This window comes from Salipiger sp. H15, from assembly GCF_040409955.1.
Classification (GTDB): domain Bacteria; phylum Pseudomonadota; class Alphaproteobacteria; order Rhodobacterales; family Rhodobacteraceae; genus Salipiger.
Genome location: NZ_CP123384.1, coordinates 337053 through 363752 on the forward strand (window position 1 = coordinate 337053; position 26700 = coordinate 363752).

24 protein-coding genes are annotated in these 26700 nt (G+C 69.3%); 10 read left to right on the plus strand and 14 right to left on the minus strand.

Annotated features, from left to right (window positions below; genetic code table 11):
* The first annotated feature begins 16 nt into the window (after window positions 1-16).
* Together PVT71_RS01635 and PVT71_RS01640 are read left to right on the plus strand one after the other, a co-directional pair.
* Window positions 17-766 (plus strand): folate-binding protein, encoded by a 750-nt coding sequence (locus PVT71_RS01635; protein WP_353472756.1) that lies wholly within the window; start codon window positions 17-19, stop codon window positions 764-766.
* Window positions 763-1560 carry a fructosamine kinase family protein gene (locus tag PVT71_RS01640; RefSeq protein ID WP_353472757.1) on the plus strand — a complete coding sequence of 266 codons (798 nt, stop codon included), beginning with the start codon at window positions 763-765 and terminating at the stop codon, window positions 1558-1560. The genes PVT71_RS01635 and PVT71_RS01640 overlap by 4 nt, the downstream gene beginning before the upstream one ends.
* On the opposite strand, the gene PVT71_RS01645 is transcribed toward PVT71_RS01640, so the two are convergent.
* Both PVT71_RS01645 and efp read right to left on the minus strand, forming a co-directional pair.
* Window positions 1545-1964, minus strand: coding sequence for a GNAT family N-acetyltransferase (locus tag PVT71_RS01645; RefSeq protein WP_353472758.1), 420 nt, complete (start codon window positions 1962-1964; stop codon window positions 1545-1547). The genes PVT71_RS01640 and PVT71_RS01645 overlap by 16 nt on opposite strands.
* A gap of 93 nt (window positions 1965-2057) precedes the next feature.
* Window positions 2058-2621 (minus strand): elongation factor P, encoded by a 564-nt coding sequence (gene efp / locus PVT71_RS01650; protein WP_353472759.1) that lies wholly within the window; start codon window positions 2619-2621, stop codon window positions 2058-2060.
* Between the two features lie 220 nt (window positions 2622-2841).
* Between efp and PVT71_RS01655 the strand changes: the two genes are divergently transcribed.
* Window positions 2842-3171 (plus strand): DUF6280 family protein, encoded by a 330-nt coding sequence (locus PVT71_RS01655; protein ID WP_066101377.1) that lies wholly within the window; start codon window positions 2842-2844, stop codon window positions 3169-3171.
* A gap of 181 nt (window positions 3172-3352) precedes the next feature.
* Here PVT71_RS01655 and PVT71_RS01660 read toward each other — a convergent pair whose 3' ends face one another.
* From PVT71_RS01660 to PVT71_RS01715, 12 genes are all read right to left on the minus strand, one after another.
* Window positions 3353-4372: a hypothetical protein gene (locus PVT71_RS01660; protein ID WP_353472760.1), complete on the minus strand. Its 1020-nt coding sequence runs from the start codon at window positions 4370-4372 to the stop codon at window positions 3353-3355.
* A 175-nt stretch (window positions 4373-4547) separates the two neighbouring features.
* A complete protein-coding gene (locus PVT71_RS01665; protein ID WP_353472761.1) occupies window positions 4548-5927 on the minus strand; it encodes a TolC family outer membrane protein in 1380 nt (459 codons plus the stop codon).
* Between the two features lie 72 nt (window positions 5928-5999).
* A complete protein-coding gene (locus tag PVT71_RS01670; protein ID WP_353472762.1) occupies window positions 6000-6650 on the minus strand; it encodes a protein-L-isoaspartate O-methyltransferase in 651 nt (216 codons plus the stop codon).
* A 191-nt stretch (window positions 6651-6841) separates the two neighbouring features.
* On the minus strand, window positions 6842-7159 hold the full coding sequence (locus PVT71_RS01675; protein ID WP_353472763.1) for a hypothetical protein: 318 nt from the start codon (window positions 7157-7159) through the stop codon (window positions 6842-6844).
* A gap of 6 nt (window positions 7160-7165) precedes the next feature.
* Window positions 7166-7516 (minus strand): DUF883 domain-containing protein, encoded by a 351-nt coding sequence (locus PVT71_RS01680; protein ID WP_353472764.1) that lies wholly within the window; start codon window positions 7514-7516, stop codon window positions 7166-7168.
* Between the two features lie 135 nt (window positions 7517-7651).
* Complete coding sequence (gene ggt / locus PVT71_RS01685; RefSeq protein WP_353472765.1) at window positions 7652-9442, minus strand: gamma-glutamyltransferase; 1791 nt, start codon at window positions 9440-9442, stop codon at window positions 7652-7654.
* A 132-nt stretch (window positions 9443-9574) separates the two neighbouring features.
* A complete protein-coding gene (locus PVT71_RS01690; RefSeq protein ID WP_353472766.1) occupies window positions 9575-11824 on the minus strand; it encodes a molybdopterin-dependent oxidoreductase in 2250 nt (749 codons plus the stop codon).
* Window positions 11825-11992: 168 nt separating this feature from the next.
* Window positions 11993-13177, minus strand: a complete 1185-nt coding sequence (locus tag PVT71_RS01695) for a FliM/FliN family flagellar motor C-terminal domain-containing protein (RefSeq protein WP_353472767.1) — start codon at window positions 13175-13177, stop codon at window positions 11993-11995.
* Window positions 13178-13278: 101 nt separating this feature from the next.
* Complete coding sequence (locus PVT71_RS01700) at window positions 13279-15954, minus strand: ATP-binding protein (RefSeq protein ID WP_353472768.1); 2676 nt, start codon at window positions 15952-15954, stop codon at window positions 13279-13281.
* Between the two features lie 4 nt (window positions 15955-15958).
* Window positions 15959-16261, minus strand: a complete 303-nt coding sequence (locus tag PVT71_RS01705; protein ID WP_353472769.1) for a hypothetical protein — start codon at window positions 16259-16261, stop codon at window positions 15959-15961.
* Entirely contained in the window at window positions 16258-16641 is a 384-nt protein-coding gene (locus PVT71_RS01710; protein WP_353472770.1) for a response regulator, read from the minus strand. The genes PVT71_RS01705 and PVT71_RS01710 overlap by 4 nt, the downstream gene beginning before the upstream one ends.
* A 111-nt stretch (window positions 16642-16752) precedes the next feature.
* Entirely contained in the window at window positions 16753-18066 is a 1314-nt protein-coding gene (locus PVT71_RS01715) for a helix-turn-helix domain-containing protein (protein ID WP_353472771.1), read from the minus strand.
* A 223-nt stretch (window positions 18067-18289) separates the two neighbouring features.
* On the opposite strand from PVT71_RS01715, the gene PVT71_RS01720 reads away from it, so the two are divergent.
* The 7 genes from PVT71_RS01720 to PVT71_RS01750 all read left to right on the plus strand — a co-directional run bounded on the left by PVT71_RS01720 (window position 18290) and on the right by PVT71_RS01750 (window position 26500).
* On the plus strand, window positions 18290-19654 hold the full coding sequence (locus PVT71_RS01720; RefSeq protein WP_353472772.1) for a substrate-binding protein: 1365 nt from the start codon (window positions 18290-18292) through the stop codon (window positions 19652-19654).
* 98 nt (window positions 19655-19752) lie between these two features.
* Entirely contained in the window at window positions 19753-20784 is a 1032-nt protein-coding gene (locus PVT71_RS01725) for a branched-chain amino acid ABC transporter permease (RefSeq protein WP_353472773.1), read from the plus strand.
* Between the two features lie 4 nt (window positions 20785-20788).
* Complete coding sequence (locus tag PVT71_RS01730) at window positions 20789-21994, plus strand: branched-chain amino acid ABC transporter permease (protein ID WP_353472774.1); 1206 nt, start codon at window positions 20789-20791, stop codon at window positions 21992-21994.
* A 10-nt stretch (window positions 21995-22004) separates the two neighbouring features.
* Window positions 22005-22760, plus strand: a complete 756-nt coding sequence (locus PVT71_RS01735) for an ABC transporter ATP-binding protein (RefSeq protein WP_353472775.1) — start codon at window positions 22005-22007, stop codon at window positions 22758-22760.
* Between the two features lie 12 nt (window positions 22761-22772).
* On the plus strand, window positions 22773-23528 hold the full coding sequence (locus PVT71_RS01740; RefSeq protein ID WP_353472776.1) for an ABC transporter ATP-binding protein: 756 nt from the start codon (window positions 22773-22775) through the stop codon (window positions 23526-23528).
* A gap of 200 nt (window positions 23529-23728) precedes the next feature.
* Complete coding sequence (acs, locus tag PVT71_RS01745) at window positions 23729-25681, plus strand: acetate--CoA ligase (protein ID WP_353472777.1); 1953 nt, start codon at window positions 23729-23731, stop codon at window positions 25679-25681.
* A gap of 267 nt (window positions 25682-25948) precedes the next feature.
* Window positions 25949-26500 carry a hypothetical protein gene (locus tag PVT71_RS01750; RefSeq protein WP_353472778.1) on the plus strand — a complete coding sequence of 184 codons (552 nt, stop codon included), beginning with the start codon at window positions 25949-25951 and terminating at the stop codon, window positions 26498-26500.
* Window positions 26501-26700 lie beyond the last annotated feature (200 nt).

Below are 26700 nucleotides of genomic sequence, written 5' to 3' on the forward strand. Positions count from 1 at the left end.
AAAGGACGGAACACCCATGACCGCCACCACAGCCACCCCGCGCAGCGTGCTGCGCGTCAGCGGCCCCGAGGCCAGCGACTTCCTGCAGAACCTCGTCACCAACGACCTCGGCAAGCTGAGGGACGGGCTGGTCTATGCCGCGCTGCTGACCCCGCAGGGCAAGTACCGGGCGGATTTCTTCCTTGTGCCGCAAGCAGATGGCTCGATCCTGATCGACGTGGCCGAGCCGCTGGCGGCCGACCTGACGCGCGCGCTGACGCTCTACAAGCTGCGCGCCAAGGTCGCGCTCGAGCCCACCGGCATCACCGTCACCCGCGGCACCGGCCCCGCCCCCGAGGGCGCCTTTGCCGATCCGCGCGACGCCTCGCTCGGCTGGCGCGGCTATGACGGCCAGCCCGGCGACACCGCGGACTGGGACGCGCTGCGGGTCGCCGCCTGCGTGCCCGAAAGCGGCGTCGAGCTCACTCCCGACACCTTCATCCTCGAGGCCGGGTTCGAGCGGCTGCACGGCGTCGATTTCCGCAAGGGCTGCTACGTCGGGCAGGAGGTGACCGCGCGGATGAAGCACAAGACCGAGCTGCGCAAGGGGCTGGTGACCGTCGAGGTCGCCGGCGAGGCCCCGGTCGGCACCGAGGTGGTGACTGGCGAAAAGCCCGCGGGCACGCTCTACACGCAGGCGGGCGGGCGCGGCATCGCCTACCTGCGCTTCGACCGGGCCGAGGGCGAGATGACCGCCGGCAGCGCCACGCTGCGCCGGGTCCCTTGAGCAGAGGCGCGCTCGAGCAGGCGCTCGGCGCGCGCATCACCGGCAGCCGGGCGCTGCACGGGGGTGATCTCTCGGAGGTCTTTCTCGCCACGCTGGCGGATGGCCGCGAGGCCGTGCTGAAGCGCGGCCCGCGCGTTGCTGCCGAGGCGCGGATGCTGCGCGCCATCGCCGCCACCGGGGCGCGTGCGCCCGAGGTGCTGGCGCAGGCTGAGGGCTGGCTGGCGCTGGAGGCCCTGCCCGAGACCGCGCCGAGCCCTGCCGGGTGGCAGGCGCTGGGGCAGGAGGTGCGCCGGCTGCATGGCTGCACCGGGCCGGGTTATGGCTGGGCCGAGGGATACGGCTTCGGCCCCCTGCCCCTCGACAATGCGCCCCGCCCGGACTGGCCGGGCTTCTGGGCCGAGGCGCGGCTGCGGCCCTTCCTGCCGCATCTGCCCGCGCGGCTTGCGCGGCGCGTCGCGGAGCTTGCCGCGCGCCTGCCCGATCTCCTGCCCGCCGTCCCGCCCGCCGCGCTGCTGCATGGCGATCTCTGGACCGGCAACGCGCTCTTCATGCAGGGCGCGGCCGCGCTCATCGACCCGGCCTGCTACCACGGTCATGCCGAGGTGGACCTTGCCATGCTCGAGCTCTTCGGCACCCCGCCCGCCGCCTTCTGGCAGGGCTACGGGCCGACGGAGCCCGGCCGCGAGGCCCGCCGCCCGGTCTACCAGCTTTTCCCGGCGCTGGTGCACCTGCGGCTCTTCGGCGGCGGATATGCGGGCATGGTCAGCGGGCTGCTCGATCAGGCGGGCGCCTGAAGGCGCTTTTCCAGCACCTCGACCGCCCCGATGGCCCCGGCGCCCAGCATCAGCGCGCGCGAGGGTGCGTTGGCGGCCTCCACGCGGGTGATCCAGCCCTGCGCGCCCTGCCCGGCGATCTCGGCCTCGAACCCGGCGATGAGCCGCCGCGCCACGCCGCGCCGCCGCCACGAGGGCTCTACCCAGATGTGCTCGAGCACCGCCCGGCGCGGCCCCTCGCCGCCCTGCCAGCGCCACACGAGGTAGCCGCGCGGCACGCCCCCCACCCGGTAGGCGCGCAGCTGCGCGCCCGCGTCCATCGCGGCGGCAAGATCATCGCGCAAACCGGCCTCGCCGGTTGGGCCGAGCCCGCGCAACATCCCGGCAAGCGCGGGAATGTCCGTTGAATCGCAAGGGGTAAACATGGAAAGGGCCTCCTGGCTTTGCGCCGGAGGCCCTCTGGTTCCGTTACTCTGCGCCCCCGGATCGCACGGGGACTGAAGTCGTCGGCGCGCGGGTTATGCGCGTTCCGAATACTCCATGGTCTCGGTGTTCACGATGATCATCTCGTCCTGGCCGACGAAGGGCGGCACGAGGACGCGCACGCCGTTGTCGAGCACGGCGGGCTTGAAGCTGTTGGCAGCGGTCTGGCCTTTGACGACCGGCTCGGTCTCGACGATCTTGCAGGTGACCTTCTGCGGCAGGGTCGCGTTCAGCGCCTCTTCCTCGTGGAATTCGACGAGGATGGTCATGCCGTCCTGCAGGAAGGGGCGACGCTCGCCGAGGATGTCGGCGGGGAGCTGCACCTGCTCGTAGGTCTCGGCGTCCATGAAGATCAGCTGGCCGGCGTCCTCGTAGAGGAACTGCATGTCCTTCTGCTCGAGACGGACGCGCTCGACCTTGTCCGCCGAACGGAAACGCTCGTTCAGCTTGGAGCCGTTGCGCAGGTTCTTCATCTCGACCTGGGCAAAGGCGCCGCCCTTGCCGGGCTTGACGTGGTCGACCTTTACCGCGGCCCAGAGGCCGCCGTCATGCTCCAGCACGTTGCCGGGGCGGATCTCGTTACCGTTGATCTTGGGCATGGTCAGAAAACTTCGCAGTAAGGTTGAAGGGGTTTTCCGGCCTCCTATATATGGCCGGTTCGCCCCGTGCAAGACAACGATATCTCGCGTTCCGCACAAGCCGAGGTATGCACCAGACGCAACGACGTTATGCGTTTCTGCCGTATCAGAATCAATCGGAATGGTCCATAACGCCGCACACGCCAGAAAAGACAAGAGCAATAATCATAAAGGTCAAAAGATGAAGGATTTCGTGGACAGCACAGCCTACCATGCCGAACAAGGCAACCGCGCGCGGAAACTTTTTGCCGCTGTGGTTCTGGCTGCGCTCGACGATGCAATCGCCGACGACAAGAAATACGGCAATGGTCCGGAGCAGATCGCCCGCTGGGCACGCTCGCGCGACGGCCGTGAAGTACTGAGCTGCGCTGGTATCGACCCGAACGAGCGGGTTGTGTCCGGCCTGATGGAATTCGTTTCGAAAGGTGTTCGCACCTCGGTCGCGCTGTCGCGCGAAGAGAGCGAGCGTCGTCACGCAGCTGCAGCCGCGGAACAAGCCGAAGCCGCTTGATCCCGGTTCCGGGGGTCCACCCCCAGCCAGTCGAAGGCGCGCCCCCACAAGGGCGCGCCTTCGGCGTTTCCGGCACCCGGACAGGCCGGATCCCGCCTATTTCCCAGAGGATCAGCCAAAAGCCGCCGGCCCCGGACACGAGGGTGCCGGGGCCGTTGGCCCGAAACATCTGTCCGGAAAATCAGTCCTGATCGTCGCTTGCGAGGATACGCTGCAGTTCGCGGCGCACCATCTTGCGCACGTTCCGCCCGACGCGGTCGCCGAGCACGCCCTGAAGTTCCTCGCGCACCACCTCGGCGACGAGCTGGCGCAGGCGGTCCTCGTCGATCCCGGCCAGCGGGGCCTCGGGCGCGGGGGCATCCTCCACGGGCGAGGCGGGCTCGCTGCGCAGGCTGCTCTGGCTGCGCTGCCAGACCGGGTTGCGCAGGATCTTCACCGGGCGGCGCGGCGCGGGGGCCGGCTCGGGCTCGATCGCCTCGGCGGCCTCGTCCCCGGCATGGCCACGGGCGAAATTGTCATCCTCGGGCTCTTCGTCCAAGAGCGTCTCGTCGAGATCCTCGGGCTCCTGCGCCACGGGGAACGGCTCGTCGACCAGCTCGGGCTCGGGCATCGGGCGGCTTGCCAGCTCGGCATCCTCCTCGGCCACGGCAACCGGCTGCGGCGCGGCGGGCTCCTGCGCCGCCGGCTGGTGCCGGAAGATCGCCGCGGGGGCTTCCTCGCCCTGCTCGGGCTCGAACTCGGTGGTGCTGCGGGCGATCATCTCCTCGAGCTCGGCAATCTTGCGGGCAAGGCTGCCTTCCTTCGCCTCGGGCTCCGGGGCGGGCTCGACCGCCGGAGCGGGCGGGGTCGAATCGCGCAGCTTCAGCGCGAAGAAATCGGCGATCGAGGCCTCGGCCAGCGGGCCCTCGGCGCTCTCTTCCACCTCGACGAAGGGGGCCTCCTCGATCTCCTCCTCGGCGACCGAGTCCTCAGACGCGGCGGCGGGCTCCCCTTCGGGGCGCAGCAGGGTCAGCGGGTTGCGGCGAGCGGCCTCGGCGACCTCTTCCTCGGCCGGGAACAGCCGTGCGGCGACCGGGGCGGCATGGCGTTCACGCTCGCGCTCGGCGGCCTCTTCGCCCTGCCGCTCGTCCGGGCGGGGCTCCTGCACGCGCAGCGCCGGGGTCAGCACCAGGCGGCCCGACGCGGCGGGCCGCGGCGTCATCGGCGCATCTGGCTGGGATTCGGAACGGGAATCTTCGGACACCAACCTCCGGATAGAGGAAAGAACATCCTCGATTTCCGCATTGGTCACGGGATCGGACATTTATGTACCACTCTTGCCTGTCCCCCGAGTGTAGCGGCTCGGGGGGTGCCAGACAACAAGGACGAGGAGAAGCTTACTGCTTCCCCATCGCCTTCAGGATGCGGTTCAGATCCTCGCCCTGGCGGGACTGGACCGGGGCCGACTTGACCAGGTTGTAATACTCGGCCGGGTCGTAGCGCGGCACGTTCAGCGCGAGATCCTCGGCGGTGAGCTGGCCCATGGTGTAGAGCACCGAATAGGCCGCGATGGTCTCGTCGACCTCTGCCGAGATCTGGGTGTTGCGCGCGTCGAGCAGTTCCTGCTCGGCATCGAGCACGTCGAGCGTGGTGCGCGCGCCGAGCGTCGCTTCCTCGCGGGTGCCGCGGAAGGCGACGGTTGCGGCGCGGACCTGCTCGTCCGAGGCGGCGCGGGCCGCCTGCGCGACGCGCAGGTTGGCATAGGCGTTGGCAACGGATTGCGGGATCGACTTGGTCAGCTGCAGCAGCGCCGCGCGGTTCTGGTCGCGGGTGGCGATCGACTGGCGCTTCAGCGAGCTGAGGTTGCCGCCCTGGTAGATCGGGCCGCCGAAGTTGAGGCCGATGGTGCCGCCGCGGGTGCCGGCCTCGCTGTCGAAGCTCTCGTCGTAGCCGTAGGTGCCCTGCAGCGCGACGGTCGGGCTCATCGAGGCCTGGGTGACCGCGATGGCGATCTCCGAGGCGGCCACCTGGTGCTGCACCTGGATGATGTCGGGATGCGCGCGCAGCGCGATGCGCTTGGCGTCCTCGGCGGTGGCCGGGATGCGCGGCAGGCTGCCCGGCGACACGAGATCGCCCGGAAGACGGCCGACGGAGGCGCGGTATTCCTCGCGCGCCTGCGCCAGCGCGCCCTCGGCGGCGGCCAGCAGCGAGCGGGCGGCGGCAAGGCGGGCCTCGGCGGAGGCGACGTCGGTGCGGGTGACTTCCCCCACCTCGAAGCGGTCCTCGGCGGCGCGGAGTTCCTCGCCGATCACGCGCACGTTGTTCTGGCGCAGGGCCAGGGTCTCGATGGCGCGGCGCACTTCCATGAAGGCGTTGACGGCGCGCAGCAGCACGTCCTGCTCGACCGACACGAGGCCGGAGCGGGTGGCAAGGACGGTTTCCTTGGCCGCGTCGACCGACAAGCGGTTGGCGCCGCCGTCGAACAGGGTCAGCGTGGCGGAAAGGCCGATCGAGGCGGTGTCGGTGGCCGAGCCGGTCCATTCGAAGCCGGTTGCGAGGCTGCGCGTGGTGCCGTAGCTGCGCGAGATGTCACCGGTCCAGGCGATGACCGGCCGCAGCGCGGCGATGGCCTGCGCGACCTCTTCGTCGGCGGCGCGCAGCACCGCGCGGTTCTGCTCGAGCAGGCCGCTGGTGTTGTAGGCCCCGGCGAGTGCATCCGCCAGCGACTCCGCCGCGGCGGGCATCGCGAGCCCGGCCGCGAGACAGACGCCCGTCATCAAAGTCTTCAGCGATTTACGCGCCATCATCCTGCCCTCTCGATCCTGTTTGCTGCGCGCCTGCCCTTGGGGTCAGAGCGCGAAGGCCACCTCTTTTTCGAACCCGGCAAGCACCGGCGCGGTGGCGTTGAAAGAAAACCGCCAGGTGATGGTGCCGTCGATCTTCCAGCCGACCTTTACCGTTCCCAGCGCCCCGTCCATGAAAATGCAGGCAATCCGCCCGCCGTCCTTGAGCTGTGCCTCGATGGAGGCGGGCAGCGTCTCGATCCCGCCCTCGACGACGATCGCGTCGTAGGGGCCGTGCTGCGGCGCGCCTTCGACAAGCGGGCCGGTGTGCAGGATCACGTTGTCCGCATGCTCCATCAGCAGCGGCTGCGCCTCGGCGGCGCGGTCCGCGTCGTCCTCGACCGCGACCACCGCCTCAGCGATGCGCGCGATGACCGCGGAACTGTAGCCGAGCCCGGCGCCGATATCGAGGACGAGGTCGTCCCCGTCGACGTTCAGCGCGTCGAGCATCTTCGCGAAGGTGCGCGCGTCGAGCACGACACGTCCTTCGCCAAGGTCGATGTTGTGCCCCACGTAGGCCGCGTCGGCCAGTTCGTCCGGCACGAAGACTTCGCGCGGAACCCGGAGCATGGCTTCGATGACAGGGAACTTGGTGACGTCCGAGGGACGAACCTGCGTATCAACCATCATACGGCGGAGGGTGACGAAATCGGTCATCCGCTAAACTCTTCCGTTCAGATATCCTTACAAAATCTTCTGCCACACTTGCCCCGCGGGGGCAATGTCCGGGTGCCTACAAAAGAACACACCCACACCAGACTGTGGCGCGGGCGCTTCGAAAGCAATAGATTTTTAAGGCTCTGGCGCAAGAATCCGGCTGATCTCAGGGGCCTGCGGCGGCGGGCGTGTCAGTCCTTGCGCATCGCCTGCCCCGCCGCGCGACCCGCCAGGAAGGCCTCGACGAGCGAGGTGACCGGCGCGCCGGTGCCCACCGGAGTCGCGCTGAGCCGCGGTCGCACGGGCAGGTAGAAGAGCAGCAGCGCCAGCACGAGGTAGACGCCGCCGACCACCAGCGCCGCGACGATCGCGCCCTGCGCCTCGACCAGCGCGAGCCAGCCCGCGACAGTAAAGAAAATCGCCGCGACGGCCATGCAGACCGCCCCGGCGATGTTGCGGCCGACCCGCGTCAGGCCGGCCCTCAGTCTTGCCTCGAACAGGGCGAACAAGCGTACTTACCTCCGGCTGCCGATGTAACCGATGAGGAAACCGACGGCCGCGGCAAGGCCGATGGCCTGGAACGGGTTGGCCTGGATCTGGCCGCGCGCGCTGTTCTCGAGCTCGGCCACGCGGACACCGGCCTCGCGCAGGGCCTCCTCGCCGCGGTCGCGCATCTCCTGCGCCTTGGCTTCGCCGGCGGCCTTGTACTCGGCGCCGCGGCGCTTGCCGATCTCGCCCACCAGCTCGGCCAGCGAGGCCATGTCGGCGCGCAGCGTCTTGATCTGATCGCTCAGTGCCTCGCTGTCGGTCGGCAGCGGCTCGGCGACCTTCGGGGTGCCGTTCGATTTGGTTGCAGTCTGGGCCATGGTGACGTCCTCCGTCTGCGATTGGCTTTTGCGACCAACCCGGGAAGTCTGCGCGAAGTTCCCCGGTTCACGCAAGTTTCATTACCCGGCGGAACGCGGGCCGTCCTTGAGCAGGATCAAGCCGGAGAGCGGCTTCTATTCGCCGAGCGCGATGCCCTCGCGCCGCGGATCGGCGCCGCCGGTAAGGGTCTCGCCCACCCCGATGGCATGCAGCCCCGAGTTGAGATCCTGCGCCTTGGTCTCGAAGCCCATCTCGCCGAGCGGTCCGGCCAACGCCTCGGCATCCGTGCCCGCCTCGAGATCCATCGTGCCGAAGCGGTTGAGCACATGCGGCATGGCGACCGCCTGTTGCACGTCCATGCCCCAGTCGAGATGGGCGATGACCGCCTGCGCCACGTAGCCGATGATCCGGCTGCCCCCCGGAGAGCCGACCACCATCACCGGCGCGCCGTCCTTCATCACGATGGTCGGCGCCATGGACGAGCGCGGCCGCTTGCCCGGCTCGAGCCGGTTGGCGATGGGCACGCCGTTCTCGTGGGTCTCGAAGCTGAAGTCGGTCAGCTCGTTGTTGAGCAGGAAACCCCGCACGAAGAGCCGCGAGCCGAAGCCGTTCTCGATCGTGGTGGTCATCGACAGGGCGTTGCCCTCGCCGTCGACGATGGAGATGTGCGAGGTCGAGGGGAACTCGATCGACCGGTCGTCGGCGCGAAGCTCCGCGTGGTCCCAAGCGGGATCGCCGGGCGCCACCTCGGTCAGCGCCGTGGTGCCGCCGAGCAGCTCGGCGCGGCCCTTGAGGTAGGCGGGATCGACCAGCCCCTCGGTCGGCATGGGGACGAAATCGCTGTCGGCCATGTAGCGGCCGCGGTCGGCGAAGGCGAGGCGCGAGGCGTCGCCGATCAGCCGCCACGCCTCGGCGCTGTCCGGCCCGAGCGTTGCGAGGTCATAGGGCTCGAGCGCGCCGAGGATCTGCCCGACGGTGAGCGCCCCGGACGAGGGCGGGCCCATGCCGCAGACGTCATGGGCGCGGTACTCGACGCAGACCGGAGCGCGCTCGATCACGTCGTAGAGCGCGAGGTCGGCGGTGCTCAGCAGCCCAGGGTTGCCCTCGGCCCCGCGCACGGTCCGCACGATTTCCGCGGCGATCTCGCCGCCGTAGAAGGCGGCGCTGCCCTCCGCGGCGATGGCCCGGAGCGTGTCGGCATAGGGCTGGTTCAGCACCACGTCCCCGGCCTGCAGCGCGGTGCCGCCGGGGAAGAAATAGGCGTCGGTCTCGGGGAAGCGGCGCAGCGCGTCCCCTTCCTCGGCGATCAGCCCGGCAAGCCGGGGCGAGACGGCAAAGCCCTTCTCGGCAAGGCTGATCGCCTCATCGAAGAGCCCCGGCCAGCTGGTCCTGCCCCAGCGCCGGTGCGCCTCCTCGAGCAGCCGCGGCGTGCCCGGCGTGCCGACCGAGAGCCCGCCGATCACCGCGTCGAGAAAGCCCAGCGGCTCGCCGTTGGCGTCGAGGAAATAGGTGGGCTTCGCCTCGAGCGGCGCGGTCTCGCGCGCGTCGAGCGTGGTGAGCGCCTTGGTCTTCGCGTCGTACCAGACGAGGAAGGCGCCGCCACCAAGCCCCGAGCTCTGCGGCTCGACCAGCCCCAGCACCGCCTGCACGGCGATCATGGCATCGGCGGCGCTGCCGCCCTCGCGCAGCACCCGCGCGCCCGCCTCGACCGCCAGCGGGTTGGCGGCGGCGACCATCCAGTCCTTCGCCTCGGTCGGCTTTCCCTGCGCCTTGGTCTCGGTCGCGGCCCGCGCCGCGGCGGAGAGCCCGACGATCTCGGCGGTCTCGGTCGCGGCCTCGGGCGCCACCGCGTCGGTGGCCTGCTGCGCCGTGAGGGGCGCGGCGAGGGCAAGGGCCAGAAGGTTGCTCAGGATGATGGCGCGCATGGGGTCCTCCCTGTCTGGCGCCCCCGCGCGGGGGACGATGGACAGGAAGGTAACCCGAAGCGCCGGTTTCTCAAATCGGCGAAGCCGGTCAGCCGAACCGGCCGACCCGGTCAGGCCAACGGCCCGCCCCGGTCAGCCCAGCGGGCCGACCTCGACCAGCGCGGTGTGCGCCGAGCAGCCCTGCCCCAGCGACGAGGTGCCCTTGTCGCGGGTCAGCACGTTGGGGTTGCCGTGCGGGTCGATGTTCTCGGACGCGTCGCCATACCAGGCGCCGGTGGGCAGCGCGACAACGCCGATGCGGATGTCCTCGGTCACCACGGCCCGCGCCCGGGCCGCGCCACGCGCGTTGCGCACCAGCACGAGATCACCCGAGACGATGCCGCGCGGACGGGCGTCCTCGGGGTGGATGAGCAGCCGCTCGGGCCGCGCGTCGGGCTGATCCGCCAGCGCGCTCTCGAGCTGGCTGTGCAGCTTGTCGCCCGGCTGCGGCGAGACGAGGTGCAGCGGCGTCTGCGGCGTGGCGGTGCCGAGCCATTCGGTCGGCGCGAGCCAGGCCGGGTGGCCGGGGCAGTCGGCATAGCCGAAGCCGTCGATGGTTTCCGAGAAGATCTCGATCCGGCCAGAGGGGGTGTTCAGCGCCTTGCCCTCGGGGTCGGCGCGGAAGCGGGCGAGGAAGGAGGGCAGCGGCGGCTCCTGCACGATGGGCAGCTTGACCCAGTTCTGCTCGCGCAGCGCGTCGAAGCCCGGCACGTCGATGCCCGCCTCCTCGCCGCTGGCGCGGTAGCCCTCGTAGAGATGCCGCAGCCAGTCCTCGCTGCTGCGCCCCTCGGTGAAGCGCGCGCCCTCGCCGATGCGCTCGGCAAGCCCGGCGAAGATGTCGTAGTCATCCCGCGCCTCGCCCACCGGCCCGATCAGCGCGGGCATGTTGAAGAGATACTCGTCGAGGTCGGTGCGGCCGATGTCCTCGCGCTCGTAGCTGGTGGTGGCCGGGAAGACGATGTCGGCGCGCTTGGCGGTGGCGGTCCACCACGGCTCGTTGACGATCACCGTCTCGGGGCATTTCCACGCCTCGGAGAGCCGGTTGAGATCCTGGTGGTGGTGGAACGGGTTGCCGCCCGCCCAGTAGACGAGGCGGATGTCCGGGTAAGGCTCGCGGCGGCCGTTGAAGTCGTAGGGCACGCCGGGATTGGCCAGCATGTCGGCGATGCGCGCGACGGGAATGAAGGTGCCGACCGGGTTCTGCAGCTGGTCGAGCGTCACGCCGCGCAGCGATTTCATCGACTTGCCGATGCCGCCGATGGCGCCGTAGCCATAGCCGACACCGCCACCCGGCAGGCCGATCTGCCCCAGCATCGCCGCCAGCACCGCCGACATCCAGTAGGGCTGCTCGCCATGCTCGGCGCGCTGCAGCGACCAGGCGACGGTGATCAGCGTGCGGGTGCTGGCCATGCGCCGGGCCAGCGCGCGGATCGTGTCGGGATCGACGCCGCAGATCGGGCTCGCCCATTCCGGGGTCTTGGGCATCCCGTCGCTTTCCCCCATCAGGTAGGGGCGGAAACGCTCGAAGCCGACCGTGTAGCGCGCGAGGAAACCCTTGTCCGTCAGCCCCTCCTGCTCGAGCACGAAGGCCAGCGCCAGCATCAGCGCGGTGTCCGAGCCCGGGCGGACCGGCAGCCACTCGCAGCCCTCGGGCGCGTCGCGGCGCTGCGGGCCGATGTTGAGGCAGCGCATACCCTTCTGGTGGAAGCGGTCTAACCAGCTTGCCGTGTCGTGGCGGGTGATCCCGCCCATGCTGACCTGCGCGTTCTTCTTGTTGATGCCGCCGAACATCACCAGCGTCTCGGTGTTCTCGGCGATGGTCTGCCAGCTGTCCTGCTCGTTGTAGAGATAGCGCAGGAACGAGACGCCGAAGACGTGCGGCATGATCGCCTGCGCGCAACCGGTGGAATAGCTGCCGAAGGAGGCGACGTAGCCGCCGATGCTGTTGAGGAACCGGTGCACCTGGCTCTGCGCGTGGTGGAAGCGCCCGGCCGAGGACCAGCCGTAGGAGCCGCCGAAGATCGCCTTGTTGCCATGCTCGCTGCGAATGCGGTCGATTTCCTGAGCGGCGATGTCCAGCGCCTCGTCCCAGGGCAGCTCGACGAACTCGTCGCTGCCACGGCCGGAGCGGTCGCGGCGCTCGAGCCAGCCGCGGCGGATCGAGGGGCGCGCGACGCGGCTGCGGTGGTAGACCGCCTGCGGCAGGATGCCGGGGATCGCCGAGGGGTCCGGGTCGTCGGCAAAGGGCGCGGTGCCGGTGATGCGCCCGTCTTCGGTGGTCACCTCGAAGGCGCCCCAATGGCTGGTGGTGACGCGGGTGCGGCGGTCGGGTTGCGAGGACATGAGGCTGGCTCCGGCGGCTGATGTGGCAGCGTGATTTTCGCCAGAGTAACACGGCAAAGCGCGGGAAATGGCAAGAGAGCGCCCTAGGGAAGCCCGGCGGGGCGGCAAGACCCTGGCCCCCGCCCCCGCGCCGCCTGGGATTTCGCGTTTGTTGACCGTGGCTTGCCATCATTCCTCGTCCTCGAACGGGGCGGCGCTGAAGTCGAAATCGAAGTCCATGGCAGCGGACTGGACCGGGACGCCGCCCTCCTCCCCCTCGCCGGTGTCGAAATCGCCGCCGAAGCCGAAATCGCCCATGCCGGTGTCCGGCAGGTCGGGAAGGCCCGACGCCATCTCGGCAAGGCCGAACTCCGGCGGCGCCGCGGCGGCGGCCTGCGACGGGGCCGGATCCGCGGCGAAGGCGCGCGGCGCGGGCGGCGGCGCCTCGCCGGCCCCAGCGCCCCGCGGCCAGGCGAGGCGCACTGCGCGCATCCCGTTGACCTGCCCGAGCCGCCCGCCGGCCACGGGCGTGCCCGGCCCCGCGTGCAGCGTCACCCGGTCGAGCATCTCGGGCGTGAGCGGCAGCAGGTCCCCCGGGCGCAGCGCCTGCACCTTCGAGAGCGGCAGCCGCAGCGCGCCGAGCACGGCGCGCATCTCGGCGGGCAGCAGCGCCATCTTCTGCGCGTGCGCGCCCGCCTTGCCCGCCCCGTCCGCCCCGTCCGCCCGCCGCGCGCCGGGGCGTTCGGGCAGGAACAGGCGCAGCTCGCCCCGGCGGCGCCCCAGCGCGAGGTCGAGCGCGGCGCGGAACACGCGGTAGCCGGGCGCGTCCAGCAGCAGCGCGGCGGCGCGCGCATCCTCGAGCATGGCGCCGAAGCGGAACCCCTCGACCTGCGGGCGCAGCGGGTGATCCTCGAGAAAGCGGGGAAATCGCTCGAGCGTGGCGTCGAGCAGCGGCGCGGTCATCGCCGCGTCGGTGGCGGTGAGCGGGCGCGGATCGGCGGGCATCTGGGTGACCTGCAGCATGGTCTGCACCTCGATCAACCCGGCGACCAGCTCGCGCTCGAGCGTCACGAAGCCGACCACCCCGTCCGGCCCGTCGAGCAGGATCAGCAGCGCGTCGGGCGGCAGCTGCGCGACCACCCCGTCCTGGTCGAGATGCTCCTCCTCGACCGAATGGGCGACGAGCGCGAGATCCCACAGCACGTCGGCGCTGCGCGCCAGCGCGCGGCGCAGCGCCTTGGCCGGCGACATGGCGCGCGCCTCGAAGGCGCGGCGTGCGGCGTCCGCCTTGCGGCTGAGCACGTCCTGCCCGGAGGCCCGGGCGGCGGCCTGTCCCCGCGTCTGTCTGGGTGCCTGTCCGGCGGCGTCTGGCATCGTTCCCGTCGATCCGATCTTCCCTGGAGTTCCGGGTCAGATGCTTGCCGGGATTTGGTTACCAACGGCTTTAGCGCGCGCAGAAAGCGCGCCTTTGCGCGCTATTCGGCGGCCACCGCCAGATCGGCGGGCAGGCTTACCCGGAACGAGGCGCCGCCGCGCCCCGGCACGTAGGTGATGTCGCCGCCGAGCCGGGTGACGATCTGCCGGCAGATCGCCAGCCCCAGCCCCGCGCCGCCGGCCTTCTGGTCGCTGACCCGGCTGAACTTCTCGAAAATCACGTCCTGCGCCTCGGCCGCGACGCCGCTGCCATTGTCGGTGAAGTCGATGGCCAGCCGCGTGCCCGCCCGCACGCTGATCTCGAGCCGCGGGCGCGGCGCGTCGCAATACTTGCGGGCATTGGCGATGAGGTTGATGAAAACCTGGCTGAGCCGGTCGAGGTCGGTGTGCAGCACGATCTGCTCGGAGGCGTGATCGCGGCGGATCTCGAGCCTCCGCCCGGCCTCGTCCGCCGCCGCCGCCGCCACCGCGCGGTCGAGCACGTCGGACAGGCGCCCCTGCCGCAGGTTGAGGTTCACCTGCCCGTTCTCCAGCACCGAGAGATCCAGAAGGTCGTCGAGCAGCCGCGTCAGGCGGATCGCCTCGTCGTGGATGATCGAGGCGTACTTGGTCTTTTCCGCGGCGCGCAGCCCCGTCGTGTCGCGCAGGATCTCGGAAAATGCGCGGATCGAGGTCATCGGGGTGCGCAGCTCGTGGCTGATCTGGCTGAGGAAGGCGTCCTTCTGCACCGACAGGCGCGTCAGCTTGGCATTGGCCTCGCGCAGCTGCGCGGCGGTGCGGGCGAGTTCCTGCGATTGCGCCTCGAGCCGGGCCGAGTATTCCATCATCTGCGCGGTCTCGTCGGCCACGGCCATGAGATCCTCGACCGAGACCGACATGCCGCCGACGATCTGCCCGACCATGGCGTGCGCGGTGGCCGCGCCGACCGAGCCCGCGAGTTCGCGCTCGAGCGTCTCGAGGAAGCGCGGCGTCACGTCCGGCAGCGGGCCGCGCCCGCCCTGCCGCTCGGCCTCGCGCTCGAACAGGTCCTGCGCGTCGCGCGCGCCGAGGATGCGCTGCGCCATGATCATCAGGTCCTCGCTCTGCGCGACGTTTCCGGTCCAGCTGCGCGGCCCCGTCGAATGCTCGAAGACGTTGACGAACTGCGCGCCCTGCAGCCGCTCCAGCGGTTGCGGGAAACTGAGCAGCGAGCCGAGGATGAAGCCGCCGGTGTTGAGGCTCATCGACCAGAAGAAGGCGTGCAGCAGCGGGTCCATGTCGGTCAGGCCGAAGAGCGCCTGCGGGCGCAGGAAGTCGAGCCCGAAGGGCCCGTGCGCGAGCCAGGCCTCGGGCAGCAGCACCCCGGCGCCGAAGGAGGGCAGGAACAGCGTGTAGCCCCAGCAGCAGAAGCCGAGCAGCAGCCCGGTGAAGGCGCCGGTCTTCGAGGCGCCGCGCCAGAAGATCCCGCCCAGCATCACCGGCAGCACCTGCGCCACGCCCGCGAAGGAGACGAAGCCGATGGTCGCCAGCGCCTCGCCGCCGCCCGACAGCCGGTAGTAGAGATAGCCCAGCATCACCACGCCGACGATCGACAGCCGCCGCGCCAGCAGCACGACGCTGCGCACGTCGCCCGAGATCGTCGCGCCGGTCTCGGTGAAGCGCAGCCAGAGCGGCATGACCACGTGGTTCGACACCATGGTCGAGAGCGCGATGGCCGCGACGATGACCATCGAGGTGGCCGAGCTGAACCCGCCGAGGAAGGACAGCGCCGCCAGCCCCACCTTTCCCTGCGACAGCGGCAGGGTCAGCACGAAGAGATCGGGGTTCGAGCCCTCGGGCAGCAGGTCGAGGCCGATCACCGCGATCGGCACGACGAAGAGGCTCATCAACCCGAGGTAGAGCGGGAAGGCCCAGCTCGCGGTGCGCAGGTGGGTCTCGTTGTCGTTCTCCACCACCAGCACCTGGAAGATGCGCGGCAGGCAGAGGAAGGCCGCGGCCGAGAGCAGCACCACCCCGGCCCAGCGGCCGCCGTCGATGCGCCAGCGCCCGAGTTCCGAGGCGTCGATCCGCGCCAGCGTCTCCGTCAGCCCGCCGCCAAGGCCCCAGACCACGAAGACGCCGACCGCGAGCAGCGCGAAGAGCTTCACCACCGCCTCGACCGCGATGGCCATGACGACGCCGTTGTGCCGCTCGTTCGCGTCGAGGTTGCGGGTGCCGAAGATCACGGTGAAGAGCGCGAGCCCGGCGGCGACCCAGAGCGCGGTCTGGCCGGTCTCCTCGCCGGTGGCGAGATCGCCCGCGGCGAAGACCTCGAAGCTCAGCGTCACCGACTGCAGCTGCAGCGCGATGTAGGGCGTGGTGCCGATCACCGCGAGGATGGTCACCCCCACCGCCAGCAGGTTCGACTTGCCGTAGCGCGACGAGACGAGGTCGGCGACCGAGGTGATGCGCTGCGAGCGGCCGATGCGCACCAGCTTGCGCAGGATCCACCACCAGCCGATCAGCACCAGAGAGGGGCCGAGATAGATCGCCATGTACTCGAAGCCGGTGCGCACCGCCGAGCCGACCGCGCCGTAGAAGGTCCAGGCGGTGCAGTAGATCGACAGCGACAGCGTGTAGACCACCGGCGAGCGCAGCCAGCGCGCCTGCCCGTGCGCCGCGATGCGCTCGGCCGCGAAGGCGATGGCGAAGAGGAACAGCGCGTAGGTGATGCAGACGGCGACGAGCGTGTTGAGCATGGCGTCAGTCACCCCCGTCGGACTGGCCGCCGTCCACCAGCCCGTCGCCCGGCCCCGGACGCCCCAGCGCCCAGGCGATGAATCCCGCCAGCAGCACCAGCAGCAGCCAGACGCCGAAGAGGTAGACGATCACCGCCGAGCTGCGCACGCCCTCCGCCGGGTCCTCCTGCCAGAGCAGCGGCACCAGCCAGAGCAGCGCGCCGAGGAAGGGCAGCACCCGCGCGCCGTCCATGACCCGCCTGCGCCGGTACGACTGCCGCTCCAGGAAGAGCGGCGGCGTGCCACGGCGGGGCGAGTCCTCGCTCATGCCTCTTTGTGCGCGCCGTTCAGCAGGGCCCGCACCGTGTCCAGCATCTCGCTGTTCGCAAAGGGTTTCGACATGAAGGCACTGACCCCCTCGCGCTCGGCCATCTCGCGGTCGCGGCTCTGGCCCCGGGCGGTCAGCATCAGCACCGGCAGCGCGGCCGTGGCCGGGTCGGCGCGCAGCTCGCGCAGGATGTCATAGCCGCTCTTGCCGGGCAGCATGACGTCGAGGATCAGCAGGTCGGGACGCGCGCCGCGCAACTTCTCGTTGGCCGTGGTGCCATCGGAATGGGTCTCCACCGCGAGCCCGTCGCGCGACAGGATGAAGCTGATCGCCTCGATGATATTCGGCTCATCCTCGATCAGCAGCACGTGTTTGGACATGCACCCCTTTCCCCAAGGCCCCGGACTCTCCCCTTTCCGGTGCCGAGGCTAACTCCCCCGTGATTTCCTGTTATCGCCAATGTTTACCCCCCTGTCAAAATAAGACCTTGCTCAGGCGTCCCGCTCCGCAACGTCACCCAGCAGCGAGGGCTCGCGCCGCGCCGGGCAGGACCTGCGCGCGCAGATGCGGCAGGTGACGCCGACCAGCTCGGTCTCCTCGCCGCCGCGGGCCGGGCCGTCGGGGGTGAACATCATGTGCGCCTCGAAGATCGGGTCGCGGTTGGCCTGCGGCGGGCTGGCCGGCTGGGCCACCGCAAAGGCGCGCACCGCCCCGCCCTGCCGCCCGGCGAACTGCACCCGGCGCGAGAGCACCGCCATCGGACGGCTCAGCGCCGGGAAGAGCGGCCAGAGCGGGCAGTCCGCGCCGAAGCGCGGGATCGGGAACTCGGGCAGCGGCTTGCGGAAGATGAGCGCGCCCGAGGCGTCGCAGATCGCAAGGCCCACCGGCCCGCAGGGCGCCGCCGCCGGCAGCGCGGCAAGGCGGCGCATGGCGCGGGCCGGGTCGCAGCCGAAGCGCTGCACCAGCTTCAGCGGATCGGCCCCGTCCTGCGCGACTGCCGTAAGCAGCGCCGGCAGCGGCAGCGCGGCGGCGTCGCGGGCATAGACGCCGAGCGCCCGGCGCAGCAGGGCGCGCGCGCTGTCCGACAGGTCGCCCTCGAGGTCCAGCGCCAGCGCCTCGGCCGACTGCCCCGCCTCGAGCGCCGGGAAATGGTATCCCGCCGCGTCGAAGATCGCGGTCACCTCCTCCTGCGGCGTGCCGCTTTCCGAGGCCGCCTTGCCCTCGGCCTCGAGGTAGTTGACGAGGCTGCGGCTGCTCTCGGCGAGGCGCGCGCTGTCCTCGTGGATATTGCGGTGAAAGCGCCGCTGCCAGTCGGGGTCGATGCCCTCGGGCTCGTTGAGGATCGAGGCGGCGGAGCGGATCGCGGTGACGGTCGAGAGCATCTCGTGCAGCGCCTCGGCCAGCTGCGGGTCATGCGCCAGCCGGTCGCTGAGCGTCTCGACGCTGCGCTCGAGCGTCTCGATCCGCGCGCGCGCCTCGGCCAGCAGCCGCGCCCAGCCGGGAAAGCGCCCGGCGAATTCGTCGACCCTGTCCAATTCCGCGGCGCTGCCCCGGCTTGCACTGGCCGCCTCGCGCAGCGAGGCAATCAGCGCCGCCTCCGCCCCCTCGGTCAGCATCGAGGGTTCGACCTTGAGGATTTCCGCCAGATCGAGCAGCAATTTCCCGCCGATTCTTCGGCGGTTATGCTCGATCAGGTTGAGGTAGGATGCGGAAATTCCCGCATCCCTTGCAAGGTCCGCCTGCTTGAGGCCAAGTATCGTGCGTCTTTCGCGGATGCGGCTTCCAGTAAGCGTGTCCCGTGGCATGGTGGATCTTGAACCCTTTCAAGGTCTTTCTGCGGCGCAAGATAATTTATTTACACTCTACCCTAATACCTTGTGCATTTGTTGACAAAAAAATTGTTAACTCAAAAGCAGTTGTTGCGTGATTTTCTTTCGTGGTCCGATACTGATTTTGCACGGACACGTGTTTTGCACCCCCCCGGGAAGAGGAGCCCGGCGGTGCAAATTCGAAAACGGGAGGAATTCAATGTCCAAATCCACTCTGACACGCCGCGGCGTGCTGAGGTCGGGTGCCGTGGCGGGAGCCGGCGTCGCGCTGCCGACGATATTCACCAGCTCGCCCGCATCCGCCTTCACCAACGAGCCCACCGGCGACACGGTCACGCTGGGGTTCAACGTGCCCCAGACCGGCCCCTATGCCGACGAGGGCGCCGATGAGCTGCGCGCCTTCGAGCTGGCCGTCGAACACCTGAACGGTGGCGGCGACGGCGGCATGCTGCAGACCTTCTCGTCCAAGGTCCTCGACGGCACCGGCATCCTCGGCAAGAAGGTGACCTACGTCACCGGCGACACCCAGACCAAGTCCGACGCCGCCCGCGCCACCGCCAAGTCGATGATCGAGAAGGACGGCGCGGTGATGATCTCCGGCGGCTCGTCCTCGGGCGTGGCCGTGGCCGTGCAGGGCCTCTGCCAGGAGGCCGGGGTGATCTTCATGGCGGGGCTCACCCACTCGAACGACACCACCGGCAAGGACAAGAAGGCGAACGGCTTCCGCCACTTCTTCAACGCCTACATGTCGGCCGCCGCGCTCGCGCCGGTGCTCTCGAAACTCTACGGCAACGACCGCCGCGCCTACCACCTGACCGCCGACTACACCTGGGGCTGGACGCAGCAGGAATCCATCGCCGCCGCCACCGAGGCGCCTGGCTGGCAGACCGTCGAGAACGTGCTGACGCCGCTCGCGCAGACCGACTTCTCGTCCTACATCGCGCCGGTGCTGAACTCGGGTGCCGACGTGCTGGTGCTCAACCACTACGGCGGGAACATGGTCAACTCGCTGACCAACGCCGTGCAGTTCGGCCTGCGCGAGAAGCAGGTGAACGGCAAGAACTTCGAGATCGTCGTGCCGCTCTACTCCGAGCTCATGGCCAAGGGTGCGGGCAAGAACATCGCCGGCATCGTCGGCTCGCAGAACTGGGACTGGAAGCTCGAGAACGAGAAGGGCGCCAAGTACGCGGGCACCAATGCCTTCGTGAAATCCTTCGGCGAGAAGTTCGGCTTCCCGCCGAGCCAGGCGGCGCAGACCTGCTACGCGCAGACCCTGCTCTACGCCGATGCCGTCACCCGCGCGGGCAGCTTCAACCCCTGCGCCGTCGGCGAGGCGCTCCAGGACTTCGCCTTCGACGGTCTCGGCAACGGGCCGACCACCTATCGCGCCTCCGACCACCAGTGCTTCAAGGACGTGCTCGTGGTGCGCGGGGCCGAGAACCCCGAGGACGAATACCACCTCGTCGAGATCATCGAGGTGACCCCGGTCGAACAGGTGACCTACGATGCCGAGCATCCGATGTTTGCCGGCGGCAACCTCGGCTCGTGCAACGCCGGCGTCTGAGCCGCGTCAGATCGCGTCGCGCCCCGCGCGGCGCGTTTCCCGCGTTCCCGGCCCCGCGCCGGGAACGCTCGCACATCCCTTGACCTGAAGGCCGGGACATGGACGCCATCATTCTTCAAATCCTGAACGGGCTCGACAAGGGCTCGGCCTATGCGCTGATCGCGCTCGGGCTCACGCTCATCTTCGGCACGCTCGGCGTCGTCAACTTCGCGCATGGCGCGCTGTTCATGATCGGCGCCTTCTGCGCCGTGACCCTCAATCGCATCCTCACCCTGTCCCACCAGGTCCTCGACGAGAGCCGCAAGGACTTCCTCGGCAATCCGCTCAAGGTCGACGTGCCCTATGTCACCGAATGGTTCGGCGACCAGGCGGGCGCGGCGATCATCGACTGGGCCGTGCCGCTGGCGATCCTCTTCTCGATCCCGGTGATGATCCTCATCGGCGTGATCATGGAGCGCGGCCTCATCAAGCATTTCTACCGCCGCCCGCACGCCGACCAGATCCTCGTGACCTTCGGCCTCGCCATCGTGCTGCAGGAGATCATCAAGTATTTCTACGGCGCCAACCCGATCCCGACGCCCGCGCCCGACGTGTTCCGCGGCTCGTTCGACTTCGGCGTGCTGCTCGGCTTCGATCCCAACGTCATCATCTACCCCTACTGGCGGCTCGTCTACTTCGCCTTCGCCGCGCTGATCATCGGCGGGGTCTTCGCCTTCCTGCAGTTCACCACCTTCGGCATGGTGGTGCGCGCCGGCATGGCCGACCGCGAGACCGTGGGGCTGCTGGGCATCAACATCGACCGCCGCTTCACCATCATGTTCGGCCTCGCGGCCGCGGTGGCGGGGCTCGCGGGGGTGATGTACGCGCCGATCAACTCGCCCAACTACCACATGGGGATGGACTTCCTCGTGCTCAGCTTCGTGGTGGTGGTCGTCGGCGGCATGGGCTCGCTGCCCGGCGCGGTGCTGGCGGGCTTCGTGCTCGGCATCCTCGAGAGCTTTGCCTCGATGAACGAGATCAAGTCGATCCTGCCCGGCATCGACCAGATCATCATCTACCTCGTCGCCATCATCATTCTGCTGACCCGTCCGCGCGGCCTCATGGGCCGCAAGGGCGTGATGGAGGACTAAGACCATGCTCGGACTTGGCAAGAAAGATACCGCCGTCTTCACGGTCGTCGTCATCCTGGCGCTCTGCGCGCCCTTCATCCTGAACCCCTTCCCCACCGGCAGCTCGCTGGCGCAGTTCAACGCGGGCTATCCCGACCTGATGCAGCGCTTCGTGATCTTCGGCATCTTCGCCATCGGCTTCAACCTGCTCTTCGGCCTCACCGGCTATCTCAGCTTCGGCCACGCGGCCTTTCTCGGCACCGGCTCCTACGCCGCGGTCTGGATGTTCAAGCTGCTGAGCATGAACGTCATCCCGGCGATCCTGCTGTCGATGATCGTGGCCGGGCTCTTCGCGGTGGTGATCGGCTACGTCAGCCTGCGCCGCTCGGGCATCTACTTCTCGATCCTGACGCTGGCCTTCGCGCAGATGAGCTACAACCTCGCCTACTCGGTGCTCACCCCGATCACCAACGGCGAGACCGGGCTGCAGATCACCCTCGACGATCCGCGCATCCTCGGCAGTTCCGCCACCGCAGACGGCTCGATCCCGGTGACCAACCTCTTCGGGCTCGAGATGCGCCACTTCACCACCGTCGACATCGCCGGCTGGAGCTTCAACTTCTCGGTCGGCTACTACCTCTGCGCGGTGATCATGATCCTCGCCTTCTACGTGGCGGTGCGCATCTTCCGCTCGCCCTTCGGCATGATGCTGCGGGCGATCAAGTCGAACCAGCAGCGGCTCTACTACACCGGCCTCAACGCCCGCCCCTACACGCTCGCCGTCTTCGTGATCTCGGGCATGTACGCGGGGCTCGCGGGCGGGCTCATGGCCTCGATGGACCCGCTGGCCGGGCCCGAGCGGATGCAGTGGACCGCCTCCGGCGAGGTGGTGCTGATGACCATCCTCGGCGGCGCCGGCACGCTCATCGGCCCGGTGCTGGGCGCGGGCTTCATCAAGTATTTCGAGAACATCTTCTCGAAGATCAACGACGGCGTGCTGCACGGCTGGTTCTCCTTCCTGCCCGACGGGCTCGAGAACTTCGTGATCGCCGTGCTCAACCCCTTCGTCGGCAAGGGCTGGCACCTGACGCTGGGCCTGATGTTCATGCTGGTGGTGATCTTCCTGCCCGGCGGGCTGGTGGAGGGCGGCCAGCGCATCTCGAGGACGCTAAAGCGCGGCAAGTCGTCAGACGCTGCCGCGCGGAAGGCCAGCCATGAACCCGCGGAATGAGGAGGCGCAGATGGGCATTCTTGAAGTCAAGGACGTGAACAAGCGCTTCGGCGGGCTCAAGGCCCTGTCGGACGTGAACCTGAGCGTCGCCGAGAACACCGTGCACGCGATCATCGGCCCCAACGGCGCGGGCAAGTCGACCCTGCTCAACTGCCTCGTCGGCAAGCTGATCCCCGACACCGGCTCGGTGATGTTCGACGGGCAGTCGGTGCTCGGCCGCAAGCCCTTCGAGATCAACCAGATGGGCATCTCCCGCGTGTTTCAGACCCCCGAGATCTTCGGCGACCTGACGGTGATGGAGAACATGATGATCCCGCTCTTCGCCCGGCGCGACGGGGCCTACCGGCTGCACGCCTTCCGCTCGGTCGAGAGCGAGACGGACCTGCGGACCCGGGCCGAGGCGATGCTCGCCGACGTGAAGATGCTCGACAAGCGCAACATGCACTCGGCCTCGATGTCGCGCGGCGACAAGCGGCGGCTCGAGATGGCCATGTGCCTCGTGCAGGAGCCGCGCCTCTTGCTGCTCGACGAGCCCACCGCCGGCATGGCCCGCGCCGACACCAACAACACGATCGACCTGCTGAAGGAGATCAAGGAGCGGCGCGACATCACCATGGCGATCATCGAGCATGACATGCACGTGGTGTTCAGCCTCGCCGACCGGATCACCGTGCTCGCTCAGGGCACGCCGCTGGTCGAGGATTCCCCCGAGAACATCAAGGGCCACCCCAAGGTGCGCGAAGCCTACCTCGGCGAAGCGGCGTAAGGAGAGAAGGCGATGAACGTCAGACCGGACTTTTCCAGGAACGCCAACATGGCCGAGACGGCCCCGGCTTTCCTGTCGGTGTGGGACATGCATTCCTACTACGGCGAGAGCTACATCGTGCAGGGCATCAGCTTCAACGTGCACGAGGGCGAGATCGTCGCCCTGCTCGGCCGCAACGGCGCGGGCAAGACCACGACGCTGCGCTCGATCGCGCGGCTCGACTCGCCGCAGGTCCAGCGCGGTGAGATCTGGCTCGACCACAAGCCGCTGCACAGCATGAGCTCGCACCAGGCGGCGGTGGCCGGGCTCGGCCTCGTGCCCGAGGACCGGCGGATCATCCCCGGGCTCACCGTCGAGGAGAACCTGCAGCTGGCGCAGATTGCCCCGCCGATCGGCTGGTCGATCGAGCGGCTCTACGACCTCTTCCCGCGCCTCGGCGAGCGCCGCAGGCAGGAGGGGGTGACACTCTCGGGCGGCGAGCAGCAGATGCTCGCCATCGCCCGCGCATTGGCGCGCGACATCAAGGTGCTGCTGCTCGACGAGCCCTACGAGGGGCTGGCCCCGGTCATCGTCGACGAGATCGAGAAGACCCTGCGCCACATCAAGGAACAGGGCATGACCACGATCCTCGTCGAGCAGAACGCGGTGCGCGCGCTGCAGCTTGCCGACCGGGCGATCATCCTCGACACCGGCTCCATCGTCTTTGACGGCACCGCCGCCGAAGTGCTCGAGAACGCCGAGCTTCGGGCGGAGTACCTGGCCATCTGACGATGGCCCATGGCTCCCCGGCGGACCGCGGACCGTCGGGGGCGCGCGGGGGGCATTGGGGAGCCGCCCGCGCGCATGAACCCGCCCCGCACCGGGCCGCCTGGCCGGTGCTCCGCGGAACCGTGAGCGCGAGTCGCACGATGCGGCCTTGCATTCGGCGCGCCGGGACGCATCCTGCAGGCAACACAGGAGGAGACACCATGACGCAGACCGTCCTTCACCCGCCGTCCGAGGATTTCGTCGCGACCGCGCATGTTGACGCGGCGCGCTACGAGGAGATGTACGCGCGCTCGATCGCCGATCCGGACGGGTTCTGGGCCGAGCAGGCGCAGCGGCTCGACTGGATGGCGCGGCCGACGCGCATCAAGGACACCAGCTTCGAGCTCGGCAAGGTCTCGATCAAGTGGTTCGAGGACGGCGTGCTGAACGTCGCCTACAACTGCATCGACCGCCACCTGCCCGCCCGCGCGGGCCAGACCGCGATCATCTTCGAGCCCGACAACCCCGAGGATCCGGCGCGGCACATCACCTATGCCGAGCTCTACGACAAGGTGAACCGCATGGCCAACGTCCTGCTTTCGCAGGGCGTCATGCGCGGCGACCGCGTCGTCATCTACCTGCCGATGATCCCCGAGGCGGCCTATGCCATGCTCGCCTGCGCGCGCATCGGCGCGATCCATTCCATCGTCTTCGCCGGCTTCTCGCCCGACGCGCTCGCCAACCGCATCAACGACTGCGGCGCCAAGATCGTCATCACCGCCGACACCGCGCCGCGCGGCGGCCGCCGCACCGCGCTCAAGTCCAACACCGACGCAGCCCTCCTGCACTGCTCGGACAAGGTGCGCTGCCTCGTCGTCAAGCACACCGGCGACCAGACCAGCTGGATCGACGGGCGCGACGTCGACGTCAAGGCGCTGATGGAGACCGCCGGCCCCGACTGCCCGCCGCGGCCGATGAATGCCGAAGACCCCCTGTTCATCCTCTATACCTCGGGCTCGACCGGCAAGCCCAAGGGGGTTGTACATTCGAGTGGTGGATATCTGGTTTACGCCGCCCTCACCCACGAGGTGGTCTTCGACTACCACGAGGGCGACATCTACTGGTGCAGCGCCGACGTCGGCTGGGTCACCGGCCACAGCTACATCGTCTACGGCCCGCTGGCCAACGGCGCGACCACGCTGATGTTCGAGGGCGTGCCGACCTGGCCCGACGCCTCGCGCTTCTGGCAGGTCTGCGAGAAGCACAAGGTCAACCAGTTCTACACCGCCCCCACCGCGATCCGCGCGCTGATGGGCCAGGGCGACACCTTCGTCGACGGCTGCGACCTGTCCTCGCTGAAGCTGCTCGGCACCGTCGGCGAGCCGATCAACCCCGAGGCCTGGAACTGGTACAACGACAAGATCGGCAAGGGAAAATGCCCGATCGTCGACACCTGGTGGCAGACCGAGACCGGTGGCCACCTGATGACCCCGCTGCCCGGCGCCCACGCGACCAAGCCGGGCGCGGCGATGAAGCCCTTCTTCGGCATCCTGCCGGTGGTGCTCGAGCCGACCTCGGGCGTCGAGATCACCGAGCGCCCGACCGAGGGCGTGCTTGCCATCAAGGACAGCTGGCCGGGGCAGATGCGCACCGTCTGGGGCGACCACGAGCGCTTCGAGCAGACCTATTTCCAGCAGTACAAGGGCTACTACTTCTCGGGCGACGGCTGCCGCGCGGACGAGGATGGCGACTACTGGATCACCGGCCGGGTCGATGACGTGATCAACGTCTCGGGCCACCGCATGGGCACCGCCGAGGTCGAGAGCGCGCTCGTCGCCCATGCCAAGGTCGCCGAGGCCGCCGTGGTGGGCTACCCGCACGCGGTCAAGGGCCAGGGCATCTACTGCTACGTGACGCTGATGAACGACGTCGAGCCCTCGGAGGACCTCAAGAAGGAACTCCGCGCCTGGGTCCGCACCGAGATCGGCCCGATCGCCTCGCCCGACCTCATCCAGTGGGCCCCCGGCCTGCCGAAGACCCGCTCGGGCAAGATCATGCGCCGCATCCTGCGCAAGATCGCCGAGAACGACTACGGCGCGCTCGGCGACACCTCCACCCTCGCCGACCCCTCGGTCGTCGACGACCTCATCGAGAACCGCGCGAACAGGGACTGACCGCAGCGCCGCGCGTCCCTGCGGGGCCCCTTCGGGGGCCCTCGCTTTGTCAGGGTCCTGTTAACCAGTTTACCGAAAAGACAGGAGAATTCGCCCGATCCTGATGCCGCGGGCGCGCCCTTGTGCTAGTCTTTACCCGTGGGGACCGACAGCAGACGGAGCATTTCGATGCAGTTGACAGGTGTTCCCCAAGTGGTGGCACCTCTGGCCACCGGGCACCCCCTCGGCTTGCCCGGCGCCCCGGTCAGAACGGCCGAGGAGACCAAGGTGCAGCCGGTCAAGGAGCAATCCACGACCGACACGGACCATGCCACCGACCACGGATCCGAGGGCCAGTCGGCCAGCGGCCTCTGGCGCAGCCTTACCGGCGTTCCCGATCCCGCGAACCACGTGGCGCCGCCCTCGATCATGCAGATCCGCATCTCGGCCCTGCTCGAGGAGCAGGCCGAGGCGCTCCTGAAGGAGCTGCGCGACAAGGCCATCGCCCGCATGACCGCCGCGGCGCCCGAGCAGGGCGGCGAGGCCACGGAAGAGCCCGCCGCCGCAGGCAAGGCGACGGCGACCGAGGACGCAGCTCCGCCGTCCCTGCCGGGCGTCCCGGGCTCCGGGGACAGGCCACCTCTGCCCGCCCTGCCCGAGACCGCGCTGCGTGGCACCGCGCCCGAGGAGGCGCCCCCGCTGCCCGGCACGCCCGAGGCAGGGGCCACAGGCGATGACGGGCCGCCGCCCGAAGAGCCCGCGATTGCCATTCCCGGCCGTGCACAAGGTGGTGATTCGCCTTGGCAAAACCCAGCACGGAAGGCCTCGACAACGGGCTGACCGCCGCCCCGCCGGCCCCGTCCGGCACCCTGCCGCGCCCTCTTGCCACCGCTCCGGGCCCCGTTCCCGGGCCGATCCGCCACGGTTTGCGCCCCACTCGCGCCGGTTTTCCCGCACCGCCTCGCTTTTCATGCGCCAAAGCTTGTCCTATAAGCGCGAAATCATCAGGCCCTGCACAGACCGGGCCCAGCATAAAACCG